The following is a 20,133-nucleotide window of genomic DNA, read 5'->3' on the forward strand; positions in this document are numbered from 1 at the left end:
CATTGAGCACTGTTAGTGCCTGACACACTGCTATCGGGGGCAAGCCCCCTCCCACATTTGCCTGCGGTGTTGCTTACAGCTTGATCCAGGTCGCCTTCAGCTCGGTGTACTTGTCGAACGCATGCAGCGACTTGTCGCGACCATTACCCGACTGCTTGAAGCCGCCAAACGGTGCGGTCATGTCGCCGCCATCGTATTGGTTGACCCACACGCTACCGGCGCGCAGGGCCTTGGCGGTGAGGTGCGCCTTGGAAATGTCCGATGTCCACACCGCAGCGGCGAGGCCGTATTGGGTGTCGTTGGCGATCTTGATCGCTTCTTCGGCACCGTCAAAGGTGATCACCGACAGCACCGGGCCGAAGATCTCTTCCTGGGCGATTCTCATGGCGTTGGTCACACCGTCGAAAATCGTCGGCTCGACGTAGGTGCCGCCCGTCTCTTCCAGGATGCGCTTGCCACCCGCCACCAACTTGGCGCCGTCGGCGTGACCCGCTTCGATATACGAGAGCACGGTGTTCATCTGCTGGGTGTCCACCAGCGCACCAACGGTGGTCGCCGGATCCAGCGGGTTGCCGGGTTTCCAGCCTTTGAGGGCCTCAATCACCAGCGGCAGGAAGGTGTCCTTGATCGAACGCTCCACCAGCAGGCGCGAGCCGGCCGTGCAGACTTCGCCCTGGTTGAAGGCGATGGCGCTGGCAGCGGATTCGGCGGCGGCTTGCAGGTTCGGAGCATCGGCAAAAACGATGTTCGGGCTCTTGCCGCCGGCTTCCAGCCATACACGCTTCATGTTCGATTCGCCGGAGCGGATCAACAGTTGCTTGGCGATCTTGGTCGAACCGGTGAACACCAGTGTGTCGACGTCCATGTGCAGCGCCAGCGCATTGCCGACGGTGTGGCCGTAGCCCGGCAGCACGTTGAACACGCCTTTCGGAATACCGGCCTCAACGGCCAGGGCCGCGATGCGAATGGCGGTGAGTGGGGATTTTTCGGAAGGTTTGAGGATCACCGAGTTACCGGTGGACAGCGCCGGGCCGAGCTTCCAGCAGGCCATCATCAGTGGGAAGTTCCACGGCACGATGGCCCCCACAACGCCGACCGGCTCGCGGGTCACCAGACCCAACTGATCATGCGGGGTGGCAGCGACTTCGTCGTAGATCTTGTCGATTGCCTCACCGCTCCAGCTCAGGGCATTCGCCGCGCCGGGTACGTCAATGTTCAGGGAATCGCTGATCGGCTTGCCCATGTCCAGGGTTTCGAGCAGCGCCAGTTCTTCGGCATTGGCCTTGAGCAGCGCGGCGAAACGGATCATGGTGGCTTTGCGTTTGGCCGGCGCCAGGCGCGACCACACACCGGAATTGAAGGTGGCGCGGGCGTTTTCTACGGCACGCTGGGCATCGGCGGCGTCACAACTGGCCACGCTGGCCAGCAGGCGACCATCGACCGGGCTGATGCATTCGAAGGTGTCACCGGAAACAGCAGCGGTGTATTCGCCATTGATGCAGGCGCGGCCTTCGATTTTCAGATCCTTGGCACGTTGTTCCCAGTCGGCACGGGTCAGGGTGGTCATGCGAGTGTCCTCCTCTTATTGAATACAAGGGCCAGGCGATGTCCCCCGGCAGCCTCAAAGAATGCTTGCCCGCCAGCCAACTGTTCGGCTCAAAGGCAGCTGCCACCCTAAACCAGCGGCCGGGGATGTTTCAATATATTTGACATAACGCCGGTAAACGCCCTTGCGATGTTCATTTTAATAAACATAGACTTTGGGCTCTCCAACCCCAGGCCAGACGGGACACGCACATGAGCATCCAGGACATCGTCGACTTCAGCCAAGCCAACACCGCCCCAGACCGCTACCGCCCTGCCGCCGAAAAAATCCTCAAGGGCGATCCCGAACAAACGGTGTACAACCATTACAACAGCCCGTGCGGCCAGATGAACGCCGGGGTCTGGGAAGGTGAAGTTGGGCAATGGAAGGTCAACTATACCGAGCATGAGTATTGCGAGATCGTGCAGGGCGTCTCTGTATTGCGCGACACCGAGGGCAATGCGAAAACCTTGCGTGCTGGCGACCGTTTTGTGATCCCCGCCGGCTTCAGCGGCACCTGGGAAGTGCTGGAGCCGTGCCGTAAGATCTACGTGGTGTTCGAGCAGAAAGCCTGATCAGTAAATCCGACGCAAAAAAAAGCCCGTATCGTGAGATACGGGCTTTTTCACAAGGAGGAAAATCAATTACTTGATTTTGCCTTCTTTGTAGATCACGTGCTTGCGAACGCGCGGGTCGAACATTTTCTTTTCGAGCTTGTCCGGGGTAGTACGCTTGTTCTTGTCGGTAGTGTAGAAGTGACCAGTACCGGCGCTAGAGATCATTCGAATCAATTCACGCATGATAGAGCTCCTTAGATCTTGCCAGCGGCGCGGATTTCGGCCAGCACGACAGTGATGCCACGCTTGTCGATAATACGCATGCCTTTGGCAGATACACGCAGGCGAACAAAACGTTTCTCTTCTTCAACCCAGAAGCGGTGATGCTGCAGGTTCGGCAGGAAACGACGACGGGTTTTGTTATTTGCGTGGGAAATGTTATTCCCAGTCACCGGACCCTTACCGGTAACTTGACAGACTCTCGACATGCCTCAGCCCTCTAAAACCACATGCCCAACCCGGCATGGGTTGGCCGCTTAATCTCTCAGTCATTTGGCGCCAGGCGCCGCGTTTCTTTAGGGTCTTACCGGCTACACCTACAAGCGAAGGAACCGGGCCCCTAGAAAAGAGCGCTGCTTTATACCAGAAAGACCCATGTGCAACAACAGCCCGTGTATTTTTACCGGTGTAAATCTCGGCGACAGACGTCCGAACCGTTGCCAGGAGGGGCCGCTGTAACAGCCGACCGCTCGTCGCACAGAATGATTTACAGCGCTCGCGCACGCAGTTAAGCGCACGGCGAAACGCGCTGAGGCGCCATCAAAACAGCATTTAGGGCAAAAGCACAGGCAAAAATGGGCTAGTCATTTATCAATCAGACCACTACGGTAGGACTTTTCCAGACTGCACTCGCAGATGGGCCTTCGATCTGCAAAGGAAACCGAACATGCGCCTCGCTGCCCTACCGCTATTGCTAGCCCCTCTATTTATCGCGCCGCTGGCTTCTGCCGCCAGCAACTTGAGCGTCTGCACCGAGGCCAGCCCCGAAGGGTTCGATGTGGTGCAATACAACTCGCTGACCACCACCAACGCCTCGGCAGACGTGCTGATGAACCGCCTGGTGGACTACGACGCGGCCAGCGGCAAACTGGTGCCAAGCCTGGCGGACAGTTGGGACGTCTCGCCGGATGGCCTGACCTATACCTTCAAACTGCACCCGGACGTGAAATTCCATCGCACCGAGTATTTCACCCCAGGCCGCACCTTGACCGCCGAAGACGTGCGCTTCAGCTTTGAACGCATGCTCGACCCGGCCAACCCTTGGCACAAGATCGCTCAGAGCGGCTTTCCCCACGCCCAGTCCCTGCAATTGCCAATACTGGTCAAGAAGATCGATGCCCTCGACCCGCTGACCGTGCGCTTTACCCTCGATCACGCCGACTCCACCTTCCTTGCGGCCCTGAGCATGGGCTTCGCCTCGATCTACCCGGCGGAATACGCCGACAAACTGCTCAAGGCCGGCACGCCGGAGAAGCTCAACAGCCAGCCGATCGGCACCGGGCCGTTCATCTTCAGCCGTTTCCAGAAAGATGCCGTGGTGCGCTACAAGGCCAACCCGGACTACTTCGCCGGCAAACCGGCTGTGGATAACTTGATCTTCGCCATTACCCCAGACGCGAACGTGCGCCTGCAGAAACTGCACCGCAACGAATGCCAGATCGCCCTGTCGCCCAAGCCCCTGGATGTGGGCGAGGCTGAAAAGGACCCCGCACTCAAGGTAGAAAAAACCGCAGCATTCATGACCGCATTCGTGGCCATCAACAGCCAGCACCCTCCACTGGACAAGCCCGAGGTGCGCCAGGCCATCAACCTCGCCTTCGACAAGGGCAGCTACCTCAAGGCCGTGTTCGAAGGCACCGCCGAAGCGGCCAACGGCCCTTACCCGCCTAATACCTGGAGCTACGCCAAGGACTTGCCGGGTTATCCACAGGACCTCGCCAAGGCCAAGGCCTTGCTGGACCGCGCCGGCCTCAAGGACGGCTTCAAGACCACCCTCTGGACGCGCCCCACCGGCAGCCTGCTGAACCCTAACCCGAACCTCGGCGCACAATTGCTGCAGGCGGACCTGGCCAAGGTTGGCATCCAGGCCGAGATCCGCGTGATCGAATGGGGCGAGCTGATTCGCCGGGCGAAAGCGGGTGAACACGACCTGCTGTTCATGGGCTGGGCCGGCGACAACGGCGACCCGGATAACTTTCTGACCCCGCAGTTTTCCTGTGCGGCGGTTAAATCCGGCACCAACTTCGCCCGCTACTGTGATCCGGCGCTGGACAAACTGATCAGCGCCGGCAAGACCACCAGCGAACAAGGCGTACGCAGCAAGCTGTATCAGCAGGCCCAGGCGCAGATCCAACAGCAGGCGCTGTGGTTGCCGCTGGCGCACCCGACGGCGTTCGCCCTGGCGCGCAAGAACGTCGAGGGCTATCAGGTGAGCCCGTTCGGGCGCCAGGATTTCTCGCAGGTCAGCGTCAAGCCCTAAGCTGAAAGCTGCAAGCCCACTTGAGGCTTGCAGCTGCTTCCCTCCTACATCCAGCCATACTCCGCCATCGACAACGGATCACCGTCCCCCACGATGACGTGATCCAGTACCCGCACATCCACCACTTCCAAGGCCTTTTGCAGCAGCTTGGTCAATTTTCGATCAGCCGCGCTGGGCTGCGCGTTCCCGGAAGGATGGTTGTGACACAGAATCAACGCCGCTGCGTTATAGGCCAGGGCGCGCTTGACCACCTGCCGGGGGTAGACCACGGCGGTGTCGATGGTCCCTTCGGACAACGCCTCGAACCCCAGCACACGGTGCTTTGAATCAAGAAACAGGCAGCCGAAGATCTCGTGAGGCTCATGACGCAACAACGCCTTGAGGTAATCGCGCACCGCCACCGGGTTTTCCAGCACCGAATCGCTGCGCAGGCGCTCAGCCATATGGCGCCGGGACATTTCCAGCACCGCCTGCAACTGCGCAAACTTCGCTGGCCCCAAGCCCAATTGCTGGCTGAAAAGCGCCTGGCTGGCTTCCAGCAGCGGGCGCAAACCGCCAAATTGCGCCAGCAGATGGCGCGCCAGGTCCACCGCGCTCCTGCCGGTTACCCCGGTGCGTAGGAAGATCGCCAGCAATTCAGCATCGGACAGACTCGCCGCGCCCCACTCCAAAAGCTTCTCTCGCGGCCGCTCTGCCGCCGGCCAATCACGAATACTCATCCCACCTCCCTGTGCATGTGCGCCGCTGTTGCGGGGCGGACGCTGTGTTATCGTAGGCCCTCTTTTTTGCGTGCGATTTCACCTGGGGAGGGGGCATCGCAGGCGTCACTGAACTGGCTTCACTGAACTGGAAAGGCAAACCAATGCAGCGTCTGTATCGGAAACGCATCGTTCTCGGCGTCGGCGGCGGCATTGCCGCCTACAAGAGCGCAGAGCTGGTCCGCAGGCTTCTCGACCAGGGCGCCGAAGTGCGCGTGGTCATGACCCGCGGCGGCAGTGAGTTCATCACCCCGCTGACCATGCAGGCCTTGTCCGGACACCCGGTTCACCTGGACCTGCTGGACCCGGCAGCCGAAGCCGCCATGGGTCATATCGAACTGGCCAAGTGGGCCGACCTGGTGCTGATCGCTCCTGCCACCGCCGACCTGATCGCGCGCCTGGCGCAGGGCATCGCCGATGACCTGCTGACCACCTTGGTACTGGCCACCGACGCCACCGTCGCCATCGCCCCGGCCATGAACCAGGCCATGTGGCGTGACCCTGCGACCCAGGCCAACACCCAACTCCTGCAAAGCCGTGGCCTCAAGGTGTTCGGCCCGGCCTCCGGCAGCCAGGCCTGCGGTGACGTCGGCATGGGCCGCATGCTCGAAGCCACCGACCTGGCACTGTGCGCCGCCGAGTGCTTCCAGCACCTGGCCCTGACCGGCAGGCACGTGCTGATTACGGCAGGCCCGACCCAGGAAAACATCGACCCGGTGCGCTACATCACCAACCATAGTTCAGGAAAAATGGGCTTTGCCTTGGCCGAAGCAGCGGTCGAGGCAGGCGCACGCGTGACCCTGATCACCGGTCCGGTGCACTTGCCGACCCCCGATCGCGTCACGCGAATCGACGTAGTCAGCGCTCGGGACATGCTGGCCGCCTGTGAGGCCGCCATCCCCTGTGACCTGTTTATCGCTTCGGCAGCGGTTGCAGACTACCGCCCGGAAGTCGTCGCCCCGCAAAAGCTCAAGAAAGACCCCACAAGCGGTGACGGCCTGCTCCTGCAAATGGTGCGCAACCCGGATATCCTGGCCACCATCGCCACGCGTCCGGACCGCCCGTTCAGTGTCGGCTTTGCCGCCGAGACCGAGCACCTGCTGGACTACGCCGCACGCAAACTGAAAGACAAAAACCTCGACCTGATCGTTGCCAATGATGTCGCCAACCCGAGCATCGGCTTCAACAGCGAGGAAAACGCCTGCAGCGTGATCGACCGCGAACTGCACGCCACCCTTTTCGCCCAGACCAGCAAAGGCAAGATTGCCCGCCAACTGATCTCTTTTATCGCCCAACGGCTGAACCAGGTTTAATTTCCATGCACGCTTTGCAAGCCAAGATCCTCGACCCCCGCATCGGCACCGAATTCCCGCTGCCGGCCTACGCCACCCCAGGCTCCGCCGGCCTGGACCTGCGTGCGATGCTCAAGCAAGACACCGTCCTTGAGCCGGGCCAGACCCTCCTGATCCCCACCGGCCTGTCGATCTACGTCGGCGACCCAGGCCTGGCGGCGCTGATCCTGCCGCGCTCCGGCCTGGGCCACAAGCACGGCATCGTGCTGGGCAACCTGGTGGGCCTGATCGATTCGGACTACCAAGGCGAGTTGATGGTGTCGTGCTGGAACCGTGGCCAGACGTCGTTCAACATCGTTGTCGGCGAGCGCATTGCCCAGCTTGTACTGGTGCCGGTGGTGCAGGCGCACTTCGAACTGGTGCAGGATTTCGACGAAACCCAACGCGGCGCAGGCGGTTTTGGGCATTCCGGCAGTCACTGACTAAGCTGAGCCTGGCCGGGCGCTTTTGCCCGGCTCGACGCCCCCCGCAAGGCTTTTCAGGATGAAGAATGCGCGGACTTTATCAGCGAGATTTCTCCATTGAAATCAACGTATTACGCAGACAAAAAGACAGGTGCCAAGCTCCGATGGCACTTTTGCACCACGAACTCTCTGCCGAAAACACCGTCATACCCTTCAGTTTGAGCCTGCCGGTCAGCCACATTAAGGCCAGCCTTGCCCCCTTGAGATGGAGTTTCCCCCCGCGATGAGTACCGCAGCCCGAGTAGCCCCGACATTCCCCGACAGCATCTTTCGCGCCTATGACATTCGTGGCGTAGTACCCAAGACCCTGACCGCCGAAACCGCCTACTGGATTGGCCGCGCCATTGGTTCCCAGAGCCTGGCCCAGGACGAGCCGAACGTTTCGGTCGGTCGTGACGGTCGCCTGTCCGGTCCGGAACTGGTCGAGCAACTGATCCAGGGCCTGGCCGACAGCGGCTGCCATGTCAGCGATGTGGGCCTGGTGCCCACCCCCGCGCTGTACTACGCCGCCAATGTACTGGCCGGCAAATCCGGGGTGATGCTGACCGGCAGCCATAACCCGTCGGACTATAACGGCTTCAAAATCGTCATCGCCGGCGACACCCTGGCCAACGAGCAGATCCAGGCCCTGCACACCCGCCTGAAGACCAACGACCTGACGAGCGGCAAAGGCAGCATCACCAAAGTTGACATCCTGCAGCGCTACTCTGACGAAATCACCCGCGACGTCAAACTCGCACGCCGCCTCAAAGTGGTGGTGGACTGCGGCAACGGCGCGGCCGGCGTGATCGCCCCGCAGTTGCTCGAAGCCCTGAACTGCGAAGTGATCCCGCTGTTCTGCGAGGTCGACGGCAACTTCCCCAACCACCACCCGGACCCGGGCAAGCCAGAAAACCTGGTGGACCTGATCGCCAAGGTCAAGGAAACCGGCGCTGACGTCGGCCTGGCCTTCGACGGTGACGGCGACCGTGTGGGCGTGGTGACCGAAACCGGCGAAATCGTATTCCCGGACCGCCTGCTGATGCTGTTTGCCCGCGATGTGGTGGCGCGCAACCCGGGTGCCGAGATCATTTTCGACGTGAAGTGCACCCGCCGCCTCACCCCGCTGATCAAGGAATATGGCGGCCGTCCGCTAATGTGGAAGACCGGTCACTCGTTGATCAAAAAGAAAATGAAGGAAACCGGTGCGCTGTTGGCCGGCGAAATGAGCGGCCACGTGTTCTTCAAGGAGCGCTGGTTCGGGTTTGACGACGGTATTTACAGCGCCGCCCGTCTGCTGGAGATCCTCAGCAAGGAAAAATCCACCGCGGAAGAGCTGTTTCAGACCTTCCCGAATGATATTTCTACGCCAGAGATCAATATCCATGTGACCGAAGAGAGCAAATTCAGCATCATTGACGCACTGCACGATGCGCAATGGGGTGAAGGCGCCAACCTGACCTCCATTGATGGTGTGCGAGTCGATTACGCCAAAGGCTGGGGCCTGGTTCGCGCGTCCAACACCACACCGGTGCTGGTGCTGCGTTTCGAGGCGGATACCGAGGCTGAGTTGCAGCGCATCAAGGACGTGTTCCACGCCCAGTTGAAACGTGTTGCCCCTGATCTCCAATTACCGTTCTGATTTTTACCGGAGCCCTGAATGACCCTCGAACGCGAAGCCGCTGCCAACACCGCCAAGGTCCTGTCCGAAGCGTTGCCTTACATTCGACGCTACGTCGGCAAGACGCTGGTGATCAAGTACGGCGGCAATGCCATGGAAAGCGACGAGCTGAAAACCGGCTTTGCCCGCGACATCGTGCTGATGAAAGCCGTGGGGATCAACCCCGTGGTGGTCCACGGCGGCGGCCCGCAAATCGGCGACCTGCTCAAGCGCTTGTCGATCGAGAGTCACTTCATCGATGGCATGCGCGTCACTGACGCGCAGACCATGGACGTGGTGGAGATGGTCCTCGGCGGCCAGGTGAACAAAGACATCGTCAACCTGATCAACCGTCACGGCGGCAGCGCCATTGGCCTGACCGGCAAGGACGCCGAGCTGATCCGTGCGAAAAAACTGACCGTTACCCGTCAGACGCCGGAAATGACCCAACCGGAAATCATCGACATCGGCCAGGTGGGCGAGGTGATCGGCATCAACACCGACCTGCTGAACCTGCTGGTCAAGGGTGACTTCATCCCGGTGATCGCACCGATCGGCGTGGGTGCCAACGGTGAGTCCTACAACATCAACGCCGACCTGGTGGCGGGTAAAGTGGCCGAGGCGCTGAAAGCTGAAAAGCTGATGCTGCTGACCAACATTGCCGGCCTGATGGACAAGGAAGGCAAGGTGCTGACCGGCTTGACCACTCAACAAGTGGACGAGCTGATCGCCGACGGCACCATCTACGGCGGCATGTTGCCGAAGATCCGTTGCGCGCTGGAAGCAGTGCAAGGCGGCGTCGGCAGCTCGCTGATCCTGGATGGCCGGGTGCCGAATGCGATCCTGCTGGAAATCTTCACCGATACGGGCGTGGGCACGCTGATCAGTAACCGCAAGCGCCCTTAAAACGCTGAAAACAAAAAGCCCCGCTCAACCTGGTTGAGCGGGGCTTTTTTATGGTTCGGCGATTACTGAACGCCGAACTGCTCGCGATACGCCTTAACTGCCGGCAAGTGCTGCTTGAGCTGCGGATCATCCTCCAGGAACTGCAACACCTGGTTCAACGAGACGATGCTTACCACTGGAATGCCGAAATCACGCTCCACTTCCTGGATCGCCGACAACTCACCGTTGCCTCGCTCCTGGCGGTTCAGTGCGATCAATACACCGGCGGCCCTGGCGCCGTCCTGGGACGCAATGATCTGCATCACTTCACGGATAGCCGTACCGGCCGTGATCACGTCATCGATGATCAATACATCGCCGGTAAGCGGCGCACCCACCAAGCTACCGCCTTCGCCATGAGCCTTGGCTTCCTTGCGGTTGAAGCACCATGGCAGATCGCGCCCATGATGTTCAGCCAGGGCCACGGCTGTTGCAGCTGCCAGGGGGATACCCTTGTAGGCCGGGCCAAACAGCACGTCGAAGGAAATACCGCTTTCAACAATGGCTGCCGCGTAGAAACGACCCAACTGAGCCAGGGCCGAACCCGAGTTGAACAAGCCTGCATTGAAGAAGTACGGGCTGGTGCGCCCGGACTTGAGGGTGAACTCACCGAAGCGCAAAACCCCGCGATCGATGGCAAAACGAATGAAATCGCGTTGATACGCCTGCATGAAAAAAGCCTCAGATACCACGGATTTAGCTAATTAGGTAGACGGCGTGTATCATACACGCACGCGATTTTTGGGGCCATTTATGCGGATCATCAGTGTGAACGTTAATGGTATTCAGGCTGCAGTCGAGCGTGGTTTGCTCAGTTGGCTGCAAGCTCAGAATGCCGACGTCATCTGCCTGCAGGACACCCGCGCCTCCGCCTTTGAACTGGACGACCCAGCCTTCCAACTGGATGGCTACTTCCTTTATGCCTGCGATGCCGAAGTGCCCACCCAAGGTGGCGTGGCTTTGTACTCGCGGTTGCAACCCAAGGCGGTCATCAGCGGCCTCGGCTTCGAGACAGCCGACCGCTACGGGCGCTACCTGCAAGCCGATTTCGACAAGGTCAGCATCGCGACCTTGCTGCTTCCTTCGGGGCAGAACGGCGATGAAGACTTGAACCAGAAGTTCAAGCTAATGGACGATTTCGCCCGTTACCTGGATAAACAGCGACGCAAACGTCGCGAGTACATTTACTGTGGCTCGCTGTACGTGGCGCAACAGAAGCTGGATATCAAGAACTGGCGCGACAGCCAGCAATCCCCAGGTTTCCTGGCGCCGGAACGGGCCTGGATGGACGAGATTGTCGGCAACATGGGCTATGTGGATGCCCTGCGCGAAGTCAGCCGCGAAGGCGACCAGTACAGCTGGTGGCCAGACAATGAACAGGCTGAGATGCTCAACCTGGGCTGGCGCTTCGACTACCAGTTGCTGACCCCTGGTCTGCGCCGGTTCGTACGCAGTGCACGTTTGCCGCGCCAGCCGCGCTTCTCGCAGCACGCGCCGCTGATCGTGGACTACGACTGGACACTGACCATCTAAGGTTTTTATCCAGGCACAAAAAAACCGACATCGCTGTCGGTTTTTTTGTGGGTGTTCATTATTTGACCAGGCGCCAGGTCCACGGGTAGCGATAGGCAGTGCCGTTGTTGGCCTTGATGCCACCGATGATCGTCAGCACCAGCGCCGCCACCACCAGGATCAACATCAGCAGAAAGCCGATCACCACGAACCCCAGCACCATGCAGACCAGCCAGGCGATGGCCACCGTGATCTGGAAATTCAGGGCTTCCTTGCCCTGATCATCGATAAGCGGGTCCATATCCTTCTTGATCTGCCACACGATCAGCGGCCCCAACAGGCTGCCGAAGGGGAATACCAACCCCAGGAACGCCGCGAAGTGACACAACATCGCCCACTGGCGAACTTCCTTGGTCGGTGCCGGAACCGGCAATTGACTGTCACTCATGGCGCTTCTCCTTGAAGCCGGCTTAGTCAGCCAGTGCGGCGTTCTGCAGTTCGAAGATCTCAGTCATGCCTTTCTGGGCCAGGGCCAGCATGGCGTTCAGCTCGGCCGGCTGGAATGGCGCACCTTCGGCGGTGCCCTGCACTTCGATAAAACCACCGGTGCTGGTCATCACTACGTTCAGATCGGTCTCGGCAGCCGAGTCTTCCAGGTAGTCCAGGTCCAGCACCGGCTCGCCCTGGTACATGCCCACCGATACGGCGGCGATCATCTGCTTCAGTGGGTCGCCGCCTTTCAGGCCGCCACGCTTCTTGATGACTTTAAGCGCGTCAACCAGCGCCACCATGGCGCCGGTGATGGACGCAGTACGCGTACCGCCATCGGCCTGGATCACGTCGCAGTCGACGTAGAGGGTCACGTCGCCCAGCTTGGTCATATCCAGGGCCGCGCGCAGGGAACGTCCGATCAGGCGCTGGATTTCCAGGGTGCGGCCGCCTTGCTTGCCACGGCTGGCTTCACGCTGGTTACGTTCGCCGGTGGCGCGCGGCAGCATGCCGTATTCGGCGGTCAACCAACCCTGGCCCTGGCCTTTAAGGAAACGCGGCACGCCATTTTCAACGCTGACGGTGCAGATAACCTTGGTATCGCCAAACTCGACCAGTACGGATCCCTCGGCGTGTTTGGTGTAGTTGCGGGTGATGCGGATCGAGCGGAGCTGATCGGCAGCGCGACCACTTGGACGTTTCATAGGGGATACCTGTACTGAGGACGAAAAACTGCCGAGCATTATAGAGCCGCGAGTCGATTCGGGGCACTGCTAAAAATCTGGTTACGAATGGTCAGCCTATCGCCCATTGCTTGGGCGCACTCGCCCCACTGCGCTACAATCCCGCGCCTTCGCAGCCTGTCGGCTTCAAATTTACCCATCAGCCCGCTTTCGCGGGACTGCATCGCGAGGTACCTCCATGGTGCACAGCATGACCGCCTTCGCCCGCGTCGAAAAAGCCGGCGCCCAAGGCACCCTGAGCTGGGAGCTGCGTTCGGTCAACAGCCGCTACCTGGAGCCGCACCTGCGCCTGCCGGAATCCTTCCGTGACCTCGAAGGCGCCGTGCGTGAGGCACTGCGCCAGGGCATCTCCCGAGGTAAGCTGGAATGCACCCTGCGTTTTACCGAAGAAACCACCGGCAAGCCGCTGCAGGTGGATCGCGAACGCGCTGCGCAACTGGTCGCCGCCGCCGAAACCATCGCCGGCCTGATCAAGCAACCCGCTGCGCTGAACCCTCTGGAAGTGCTGGCCTGGCCCGGCGTGCTGGTGGCTGACGCCACCGATCCGCAAGCCCTCAATGCCGAAGCCCTCGCCCTGTTCACCCAGGGCCTGAAGGAACTCAAGGCCGGCCGCGAGCGCGAAGGCGCCGAACTGGCCCGACTGATCAACGAGCGCCTGACGTCGATCGAAGCAGACGTGGTCATCTTGCGCGAGCTGGTGCCGCAAATGCTCGCCACCCAACGCCAGAAGGTCCTCGACCGCTTCACCGACATGAAGGCCGACCTCGACCCCGTGCGCCTGGAACAGGAAATGGTCCTGCTGGCACAAAAGAGCGACGTCGCCGAAGAGCTCGACCGCCTGAGCACCCACATTCTTGAAGTGCGCCGCGTACTCAAGTCCGGCGGCGCCGCCGGTCGGCGCCTGGACTTCCTGATGCAGGAACTCAACCGCGAAGCCAATACACTGGGCTCCAAGGCTTTCGATCCGCGCAGCACCACGGCGGCGGTCAACCTCAAGGTGTTGATCGAGCAGATGCGCGAACAAGTACAGAATATTGAGTAAGGCAACCTCCATGACCCACAGCACCGGTACCCTTTACATCATTTCCGCCCCTTCGGGCGCGGGCAAAAGCAGCCTGGTCAAGGCGCTGACCGACACCAACGATCAGATCCGTATTTCGGTGTCCCACACCACCCGCGCCATGCGCCCGGGCGAGGTGAACGGCGTGCATTATCACTTCGTCGAGCGCACTGAGTTCGTCAAGATGATCGAACACGGTGACTTCCTGGAGCGCGCCGAAGTATTCGGCAACCTCTACGGCACCTCGCAAAGTCACCTGCAGCAGACCCTGGACGAAGGCCACGACCTGATCCTGGAAATCGACTGGCAGGGCGCCGAGCAAGTGCGCCAGCTGATGCCCAAGGCGCGCTCGATCTTCATCCTGCCGCCATCGCTCGAAGCCTTGCACCAGCGCCTGACCAACCGTGGCCAGGACAGCGACGAGATCATCGAAGGCCGCATGCGGGAAGCTGTCAGCGAAATGAGCCACTATGTCGACTACGACTACCTGATCATTAACGACGAGTTTTCCCACGCGCTGGATGACCTGAAGGCGATTTTCCGCGCCAATCAGCTCCAGCAAAAGCGTCAACAGCAGCGTTTCGGCAAATTACTCGCCGAATTGCTCGGCTGATTGGCCCTTCCCAAAACCGCTGCAAGGGCTTTACATTGGCGCTTGCAGCGGTTTTGCGAGGGTCTGCGAAAAATCAGCGCTTCCCTAAACGCTGGTGATTTTTTAAACTGCTCAGTCCGCTCGCCCAACCGGGCAGCGCGCATCTTGCATTCGCTCCGAGGAATATCATGGCCCGCGTAACCGTTGAAGACTGCCTAGACCACGTGGCAAACCGCTTTGAGCTGGTCATGCTCTCTACCAAGCGTGCCCGTCAACTGGCCACTGGCGGCAAAGAGCCCCTGGTCCAGTGGGAAAACGACAAGCCTACCGTTGTAGCCCTGCGTGAAATCGCTGAAGGCCTGATGAGCTACGAGTTCATCGCCAACGCTGAAATCGTTGAAGACGAACCGCTGTTTGCAGCGTTCGAGGACGAGTCCAACGAGGCCGTCTAAGCCTATGCCTGGTCGACGTAGCACGGCGCGGGGTCACAGCCTTCGGCAGGAGTTCACACTTTGCCGAGCATAGACGCCCTCGCCGATCGCTTATCGACCTACCTCGGCCCCGACCAGGTCAACCTGGTCCGCCGAGCGTATTTCTACGCCGAACAAGCCCACGACGGCCAACGCCGCCGAAGCGGTGAGGCGTACGTCACCCATCCTCTTGCGGTGGCGAATATCCTCGCCGACATGCACATGGACCATCAGAGCCTGATGGCCGCGATGCTGCATGACGTGATCGAAGACACCGGTATTGCCAAGGAAGCGCTCAGTGCGCAATTTGGCGAAACCGTGGCCGAACTGGTCGACGGGGTCAGCAAACTGACCCAGATGAACTTCGAGACCAAGGCCGAAGCCCAGGCGGAAAACTTCCAGAAAATGGCCATGGCCATGGCCCGGGACATCCGGGTGATCCTGGTCAAGCTGGCCGACCGGCTGCACAACATGCGTACGCTGGAAGTACTGTCCGGCGAAAAACGCCGGCGCATCGCCAAGGAAACCCTGGAAATCTACGCGCCCATCGCCAACCGGCTGGGCATGCACGCCATTCGTATCGAGTTCGAAGACCTCGGCTTCAAGGCCATGCACCCGATGCGTTCGGCGCGCATCTACCAGGCCGTCAAGCGCGCCCGGGGCAATCGCAAGGAAATCGTCAACAAGATCGAAGAATCCCTGAGCCATTGCCTGGCGATCGACGAGATCGAGGGCGAGGTCAGCGGCCGGCAAAAACACATCTACGGCATCTACAAGAAGATGCGCGGCAAGCGTCGGGCCTTCAACGAGATCATGGACGTGTACGCGTTCCGCATCATCGTGGACAAGGTCGATACCTGCTACCGCGTGCTGGGCGCTGTACATAATCTGTACAAACCCCTGCCGGGGCGCTTCAAGGACTACATTGCCATCCCCAAGGCCAACGGCTATCAATCGCTGCATACCACGCTGTTCGGTATGCACGGGGTGCCAATCGAGATCCAGATCCGCACCCGCGAAATGGAAGAGATGGCCAACAACGGCATCGCCGCCCATTGGCTGTACAAATCCAGCGGCGACGAGCAACCCAAAGGCACCCATGCCCGTGCCCGCCAGTGGGTCAAGGGCGTGCTGGAAATGCAGCAACGTGCCGGCAACTCCCTGGAATTTATCGAAAGCGTGAAGATCGACCTGTTCCCGGACGAGGTCTACGTGTTCACACCCAAAGGCCGGATCATGGAGCTGCCCAAAGGCTCCACCGCGGTCGACTTTGCCTACGCGGTGCACACCGACGTCGGCAACAGCTGCATTGCCTGCCGGATCAACCGTCGTCTCGCGCCCCTGTCGGAACCGCTGCAAAGCGGCTCCACTGTGGAGATCGTCAGCGCACCGGGCGCGCGCCCGAACCCGGCGTGGCTGAACTTCGTAGTTACCGGCAAGGCGCGCACACACATCCGCCACGCGCTGAAACTGCAGCGCCGCTCCGAGTCCATCAGCCTGGGCGAGCGCCTGCTGAACAAAGTACTCAACGGCTTCGACAGTGCCTTGGACAAGATTCCGCAGGAGCGCGTGCAGGCGATGCTCCACGAGTACCGCCAGGAAACCATCGAAGACCTGCTGGAAGATATCGGCCTGGGCAACCGCATGGCCTATGTGGTCGCACGCCGCCTGCTGGGTGAAGGCGAACAACTGCCAAGCCCGGAAGGCCCGCTGGCGATTCGCGGCACCGAGGGCCTGGTGCTCAGCTACGCCAAATGCTGCACGCCGATCCCTGGCGACCCGATTGTCGGCCACCTGTCGGCTGGCAAGGGCATGGTCGTTCACCTCGACAACTGCCGCAACATCACCGAAATCCGTCACAACCCGGAAAAATGCATCCAGCTCTCGTGGGCCAAGGATGTCACCGGCGAATTCAACGTCGAGCTGCGCGTTGAGCTGGAACACCAGCGCGGCCTGATCGCCCTGCTGGCCAGCAGCGTCAACGCGGCCGACGGCAATATCGAGAAAATCAGCATGGACGAGCGCGATGGTCGCATCAGCGTGGTCCAGCTGGTGGTCAGCGTGCATGACCGCGTGCACCTGGCCCGCGTGATCAAGAAACTGCGCGCCTTGACCGGTGTGATCCGCATCACCCGCATGCGTGCGTAGCCCATCCATTACAAGGAGTCATTCATGACCAAGACCGTTATCACCAGCGACAAGGCCCCAGCCGCCATCGGTACTTACTCCCAGGCTATCAAGGCGGGCAACACCGTCTACATGTCCGGCCAGATCCCGCTGGACCCAAAGACCATGGAACTGGTGGAAGGCTTCGAAGCCCAGACCGTACAGGTCTTCGAAAACCTCAAGTCCGTGGCCGAAGCTGCCGGCGGCTCGTTCAAGGACATCGTCAAGCTGAACATCTTCCTCACCGACCTGAGCCACTTCGCCAAGGTTAACGAGATCATGGGCAAGTACTTCGAACAACCTTACCCAGCCCGTGCCGCCATTGGCGTTGCAGCCCTGCCAAAGGGCGCGCAGGTTGAGATGGACGCAATTCTGGTCATCGAGTAAAACACCCGGCGCAGCCTCCACAGGCTGCGCCGACTTCGTTTTAAAAGGATTTCATGATGCGCAAAGCGCTTGTAGCCTCTTCGTTGCTCGCCCTGCTCCTCGGCGGCTGTGCCAGCAACCCTGCCGATCTGGATGTGAGCGGCACCTGGATCAACCAGGTCGCCATCGATGCGGCAGCCAAAGGCGGCCCTTTGCGTGAATCGTTGCAAAGCTATGGTCCGAACCTCGAATGGGAGGTCAACCCCAAGGCCTCGCAGGCGCGCTACTACAACGGTTTTGAAGTAGCCGAAGGCAAGTTGCTGGGCGAGAAATCCGGTGCCTGGAGCGTGGATTTCTACGGCAGCTCCGCCACCGAACTCAAGCGCAAAGGCAAGCAACTGCTGCAGTCCGCCAACGACAATGAGCCCGAGCAACTGTTCGCCCGCGCCAAGGCCCCTGCACCGGAAGGCGCGCCACTGGGTGCCAACTTCGAACGCGCACTGTACGCAGCCTATATGGGCGGCGACTGGAAGATCACCGACGGCTTCGGCAACGGCGCCACTGTCCAGTTCCAGCCTGACGGCAAGGTCGCCGGTTTGCCCAATGCTGATCGGTACTCACTGTGCCTGGCCGGCGATTGCGCCTCCATGAGCGGTGGCTACGACAGCATGTGGCTGCAACTCAACGGCGTGGGCAACCCCTGGATCTTCGTGCGCAAGGGCAAGCAGCTGGAGATCTTCCAGGCGGTCAACACCGCACAGGCGGACGAAGTGCCTTCGTTTACGCCGGGTCCTCGCCAATGGCTGCTTGAAAAACAATAGCAGTCATTAACCAGCTCCAAATGTGGGAGGGGGTTTGCCCCCTCCCACATTTTTAAACCGCATTTCAGCCTTTAAGAATGGCTGCATACCCTTCGCGGTAGGTCGCATACGTGGGTGTCCACCCCAACGCCTTTATGCGGGCATTGCTGCACTGCTTGCTGCCCGCTCGCCGCACACTGGCATCCTCGGACCACTCCGTCACGCCCAGATAGTCTCGCAACCAAGCCACCACCTCGGCCAACGGCGCCGGTGCATCGTCAACACCGATGTAAACCTGATCAAGCGAACCGCCCTGCTCTACATGCCGCAGTAAAAACGCGAGCAAGCCCGCCGCATCGTCCGCGTGAATCCGGTTGCCATATAGAGGCGGGTCGATCGCCACGCGGTACCCCTGGCGCACCTGGGTCAGCAGCCATTCGCGACCAGGACCGTAAATACCGGTCAGCCGCACGACGCTCGCGGGAATGCCACTGTTAAGTGCCACCTGCTCGGCCTCCAGCATGACTTGCCCGGAATAACCGTTGGCCTGGGTTTCGGAGGTTTCATCGACCCACTCCCCATTCTGCTGCCCGTATACGCTGCTGCTGGATACAAACAGCAGGTGCTTGGGCTCCTGGCCATAATCCTTCAGCCACTCCAGCACATGCTGCAACCCTTGCACGTAAGCGGCGCGATAACCGGCCTCATCGTGGTCGGTCGCGGCGGCGCAGTACACCAGGTAATCCACCCCGCCGATCGGCCAGGTGTCAGGACAATCTTTGTTGAACAGGTCGCCGGCAATGCCGATCACCCCATCGGGAAGGCGTGAAATATCGCGCCGCAGGCCATAAACCTCCCATTCCGAGGCGAGCAATTGGCTAGCCAACCGACTACCCACATCGCCACAACCGGCAATCACAACAGAAGGCACAGACATCACAAAACTCCGCTCTTAAAGGTCTAGATTAGCCCTCGCAGATGACCGACGGCCAGAAAAAGGGCAAATAAAGTTACTGTATTACTTCTGTTAACAAGAATTACTTGCAATAATAACCGCCCATTTGTCCTCGACCCCTTGGGTCTGGAAGGACGATCACTCATTTTTTCTCTCAGGTCCGGCCAGCATGACACGTAATACAACCCCCGCTTCGCCAACCAAGCTTCACAGCCCTTCCCGCGCCTGGCGTGCGATTGCTGCGCTGCTGTTCAGCGTACTGCTGGCACCGACCGCCGCGTTCGCTGACGCCACCGCACCCGCCACTCCGGCTGCCACCGAGCAGAATGCCGCCACCCCGGCCGCTCCCGTCGCAGCCCCGGCCCCTACTGACACTGCCGCTCCTACCGCTGCCGATGACACCGGTGTAGTGCTGGAAGAAGACAACACCCTGGGCATGGCCCACGACCTGTCGCCATGGGGCATGTACCAGAATGCTGACGTGGTGGTAAAAGCCGTGATGATCGGCCTGGCCATCGCCTCGATCATTACCTGGACCATCTGGATCGCCAAGGGTTTCGAGCTGCTGGGCGCCAAGCGCCGTCTGCGCACTGAAATCGTCCACCTGAAAAAGGCCACCACCCTCAAGGAAGCCAGCGAAAGCGCGACCAAGAAAGGCACCCTGGCCAACACCCTGGTGCACGACGCGCTGGAAGAAATGCGCCTTTCGGCCAACGCCCGCGAAAAAGAAGGCATCAAGGAGCGCGTGGCTTTCCGCCTGGAGCGTCTTGTTGCAGCCTGCGGCCGTAACATGAGCAGCGGCACCGGCGTACTGGCGACCATTGGTTCCACCGCGCCGTTCGTCGGCCTGTTCGGTACCGTCTGGGGCATCATGAACAGCTTCATCGGCATCGCCAAAACCCAGACCACCAACCTCGCCGTCGTTGCCCCCGGCATCGCCGAAGCCCTGCTGGCAACCGCCCTGGGCCTGGTCGCCGCGATTCCTGCGGTCGTGATCTACAACGTCTTCGCCCGTTCGATTGCCGGCTACAAGGCCCAGGTATCGGACGCGTCGGCAGAAGTCCTGCTGCTGGTCAGCCGCGACCTCGATCACCTGCCTACCGAGCGCAGCTCGCAACCGCACATGGTGAAAGTGGGGTAA

21 protein-coding genes and 1 pseudogene are annotated in these 20,133 nt (G+C 60.5%); 14 read left to right on the forward strand and 8 right to left on the reverse strand.

Translation table 11 applies throughout. The annotated features are described in order from the left end of the window. Nucleotides 1-73: 73 nt before the first annotated feature. Nucleotides 74-1,567 carry an aldehyde dehydrogenase gene (locus ACHPFG_RS00080; RefSeq protein WP_431701284.1) on the reverse strand — a complete coding sequence of 498 codons (1,494 nt, stop codon included), beginning with the start codon at nucleotides 1,565-1,567 and terminating at the stop codon, nucleotides 74-76. A 230-nt stretch (nucleotides 1,568-1,797) separates the two neighbouring features. On the opposite strand from ACHPFG_RS00080, the gene ACHPFG_RS00085 reads away from it, so the two are divergent. Next, nucleotides 1,798-2,160: a cupin domain-containing protein gene (locus ACHPFG_RS00085; RefSeq protein WP_131697641.1), complete on the forward strand. Its 363-nt coding sequence runs from the start codon at nucleotides 1,798-1,800 to the stop codon at nucleotides 2,158-2,160. A 69-nt stretch (nucleotides 2,161-2,229) separates the two neighbouring features. Here the strand turns inward: ACHPFG_RS00085 and rpmG are convergent, their stop codons facing one another. Beyond that, on the reverse strand, nucleotides 2,230-2,385 hold the full coding sequence (rpmG, locus tag ACHPFG_RS00090) for a 50S ribosomal protein L33 (protein WP_003176906.1): 156 nt from the start codon (nucleotides 2,383-2,385) through the stop codon (nucleotides 2,230-2,232). Nucleotides 2,386-2,396: 11 nt separating this feature from the next. Beyond that, nucleotides 2,397-2,630, reverse strand: a complete 234-nt coding sequence (gene rpmB, locus ACHPFG_RS00095; RefSeq protein WP_003176907.1) for a 50S ribosomal protein L28 — start codon at nucleotides 2,628-2,630, stop codon at nucleotides 2,397-2,399. Between the two features lie 458 nt (nucleotides 2,631-3,088). Between rpmB and ACHPFG_RS00100 the strand changes: the two genes are divergently transcribed. Beyond that, nucleotides 3,089-4,681 carry an ABC transporter substrate-binding protein gene (locus tag ACHPFG_RS00100; protein WP_431701285.1) on the forward strand — a complete coding sequence of 531 codons (1,593 nt, stop codon included), beginning with the start codon at nucleotides 3,089-3,091 and terminating at the stop codon, nucleotides 4,679-4,681. 44 nt (nucleotides 4,682-4,725) lie between these two features. Here the strand turns inward: ACHPFG_RS00100 and radC are convergent, their stop codons facing one another. After that, entirely contained in the window at nucleotides 4,726-5,400 is a 675-nt protein-coding gene (radC, locus tag ACHPFG_RS00105) for a RadC family protein (protein ID WP_431701286.1), read from the reverse strand. A gap of 143 nt (nucleotides 5,401-5,543) precedes the next feature. Here radC and coaBC point away from each other — a divergent pair, with 143 nt between their 5' ends. The 4 genes and pseudogenes from coaBC to argB all read left to right on the forward strand — a co-directional run bounded on the left by coaBC (nucleotide 5,544) and on the right by argB (nucleotide 9,800). Beyond that, entirely contained in the window at nucleotides 5,544-6,752 is a 1,209-nt protein-coding gene (gene coaBC, locus ACHPFG_RS00110; RefSeq protein WP_027608291.1) for a bifunctional phosphopantothenoylcysteine decarboxylase/phosphopantothenate--cysteine ligase CoaBC, read from the forward strand. Nucleotides 6,753-6,757: 5 nt separating this feature from the next. Next, nucleotides 6,758-7,213 (forward strand): dUTP diphosphatase, encoded by a 456-nt coding sequence (gene dut / locus ACHPFG_RS00115; protein WP_431701287.1) that lies wholly within the window; start codon nucleotides 6,758-6,760, stop codon nucleotides 7,211-7,213. 241 nt (nucleotides 7,214-7,454) lie between these two features. After that, nucleotides 7,455-8,876: pseudogene (locus tag ACHPFG_RS00120) on the forward strand (phosphomannomutase/phosphoglucomutase); the annotation flags it as partial. Between the two features lie 18 nt (nucleotides 8,877-8,894). Beyond that, on the forward strand, nucleotides 8,895-9,800 hold the full coding sequence (gene argB / locus ACHPFG_RS00125; protein ID WP_015886532.1) for an acetylglutamate kinase: 906 nt from the start codon (nucleotides 8,895-8,897) through the stop codon (nucleotides 9,798-9,800). Between the two features lie 62 nt (nucleotides 9,801-9,862). Here the strand turns inward: argB and pyrE are convergent, their stop codons facing one another. Further along, complete coding sequence (gene pyrE, locus ACHPFG_RS00130) at nucleotides 9,863-10,510, reverse strand: orotate phosphoribosyltransferase (RefSeq protein ID WP_431701288.1); 648 nt, start codon at nucleotides 10,508-10,510, stop codon at nucleotides 9,863-9,865. Between the two features lie 82 nt (nucleotides 10,511-10,592). Between pyrE and ACHPFG_RS00135 the strand changes: the two genes are divergently transcribed. Then, nucleotides 10,593-11,372, forward strand: coding sequence for an exodeoxyribonuclease III (locus ACHPFG_RS00135; RefSeq protein WP_003195493.1), 780 nt, complete (start codon nucleotides 10,593-10,595; stop codon nucleotides 11,370-11,372). A gap of 58 nt (nucleotides 11,373-11,430) precedes the next feature. Here ACHPFG_RS00135 and ACHPFG_RS00140 read toward each other — a convergent pair whose 3' ends face one another. Together ACHPFG_RS00140 and rph are read right to left on the reverse strand one after the other, a co-directional pair. Continuing rightward, nucleotides 11,431-11,799, reverse strand: a complete 369-nt coding sequence (locus ACHPFG_RS00140; RefSeq protein ID WP_131697647.1) for a DUF4870 domain-containing protein — start codon at nucleotides 11,797-11,799, stop codon at nucleotides 11,431-11,433. Nucleotides 11,800-11,821: 22 nt separating this feature from the next. After that, nucleotides 11,822-12,544 (reverse strand): ribonuclease PH, encoded by a 723-nt coding sequence (rph, locus tag ACHPFG_RS00145; RefSeq protein WP_124411079.1) that lies wholly within the window; start codon nucleotides 12,542-12,544, stop codon nucleotides 11,822-11,824. Between the two features lie 217 nt (nucleotides 12,545-12,761). Here rph and ACHPFG_RS00150 point away from each other — a divergent pair, with 217 nt between their 5' ends. The 6 genes from ACHPFG_RS00150 (at nucleotide 12,762) to ACHPFG_RS00175 (ending at nucleotide 18,058) form a co-directional block, all read left to right on the forward strand. After that, nucleotides 12,762-13,625 (forward strand): YicC/YloC family endoribonuclease, encoded by an 864-nt coding sequence (locus tag ACHPFG_RS00150; RefSeq protein WP_431701289.1) that lies wholly within the window; start codon nucleotides 12,762-12,764, stop codon nucleotides 13,623-13,625. Nucleotides 13,626-13,635: 10 nt separating this feature from the next. Next, complete coding sequence (gmk, locus tag ACHPFG_RS00155; RefSeq protein WP_431701290.1) at nucleotides 13,636-14,256, forward strand: guanylate kinase; 621 nt, start codon at nucleotides 13,636-13,638, stop codon at nucleotides 14,254-14,256. 167 nt (nucleotides 14,257-14,423) lie between these two features. Further along, a complete protein-coding gene (gene rpoZ, locus ACHPFG_RS00160; RefSeq protein WP_017735757.1) occupies nucleotides 14,424-14,687 on the forward strand; it encodes a DNA-directed RNA polymerase subunit omega in 264 nt (87 codons plus the stop codon). A 60-nt stretch (nucleotides 14,688-14,747) separates the two neighbouring features. Beyond that, nucleotides 14,748-16,853 carry a bifunctional GTP diphosphokinase/guanosine-3',5'-bis pyrophosphate 3'-pyrophosphohydrolase gene (spoT, locus tag ACHPFG_RS00165; protein WP_015886535.1) on the forward strand — a complete coding sequence of 702 codons (2,106 nt, stop codon included), beginning with the start codon at nucleotides 14,748-14,750 and terminating at the stop codon, nucleotides 16,851-16,853. Nucleotides 16,854-16,877: 24 nt separating this feature from the next. Continuing rightward, the gene (locus ACHPFG_RS00170; protein ID WP_003176922.1) at nucleotides 16,878-17,258 is read left to right on the forward strand and encodes a RidA family protein; all 381 of its coding nucleotides are present in this window, start codon (nucleotides 16,878-16,880) and stop codon (nucleotides 17,256-17,258) included. 56 nt (nucleotides 17,259-17,314) lie between these two features. Further along, the gene (locus ACHPFG_RS00175; RefSeq protein ID WP_259244246.1) at nucleotides 17,315-18,058 is read left to right on the forward strand and encodes a hypothetical protein; all 744 of its coding nucleotides are present in this window, start codon (nucleotides 17,315-17,317) and stop codon (nucleotides 18,056-18,058) included. Between the two features lie 64 nt (nucleotides 18,059-18,122). Here ACHPFG_RS00175 and ACHPFG_RS00180 read toward each other — a convergent pair whose 3' ends face one another. Then, the gene (locus tag ACHPFG_RS00180) at nucleotides 18,123-18,974 is read right to left on the reverse strand and encodes an SDR family oxidoreductase (protein ID WP_431701291.1); all 852 of its coding nucleotides are present in this window, start codon (nucleotides 18,972-18,974) and stop codon (nucleotides 18,123-18,125) included. Nucleotides 18,975-19,161: 187 nt separating this feature from the next. On the opposite strand from ACHPFG_RS00180, the gene exbB reads away from it, so the two are divergent. Next, nucleotides 19,162-20,133, forward strand: a complete 972-nt coding sequence (exbB, locus tag ACHPFG_RS00185) for a tonB-system energizer ExbB (protein WP_431701292.1) — start codon at nucleotides 19,162-19,164, stop codon at nucleotides 20,131-20,133.

Source organism: Pseudomonas sp. BR20, from assembly GCF_050780135.1.
In the GTDB taxonomy this organism is placed as follows: Bacteria; Pseudomonadota; Gammaproteobacteria; order Pseudomonadales; family Pseudomonadaceae; genus Aquipseudomonas.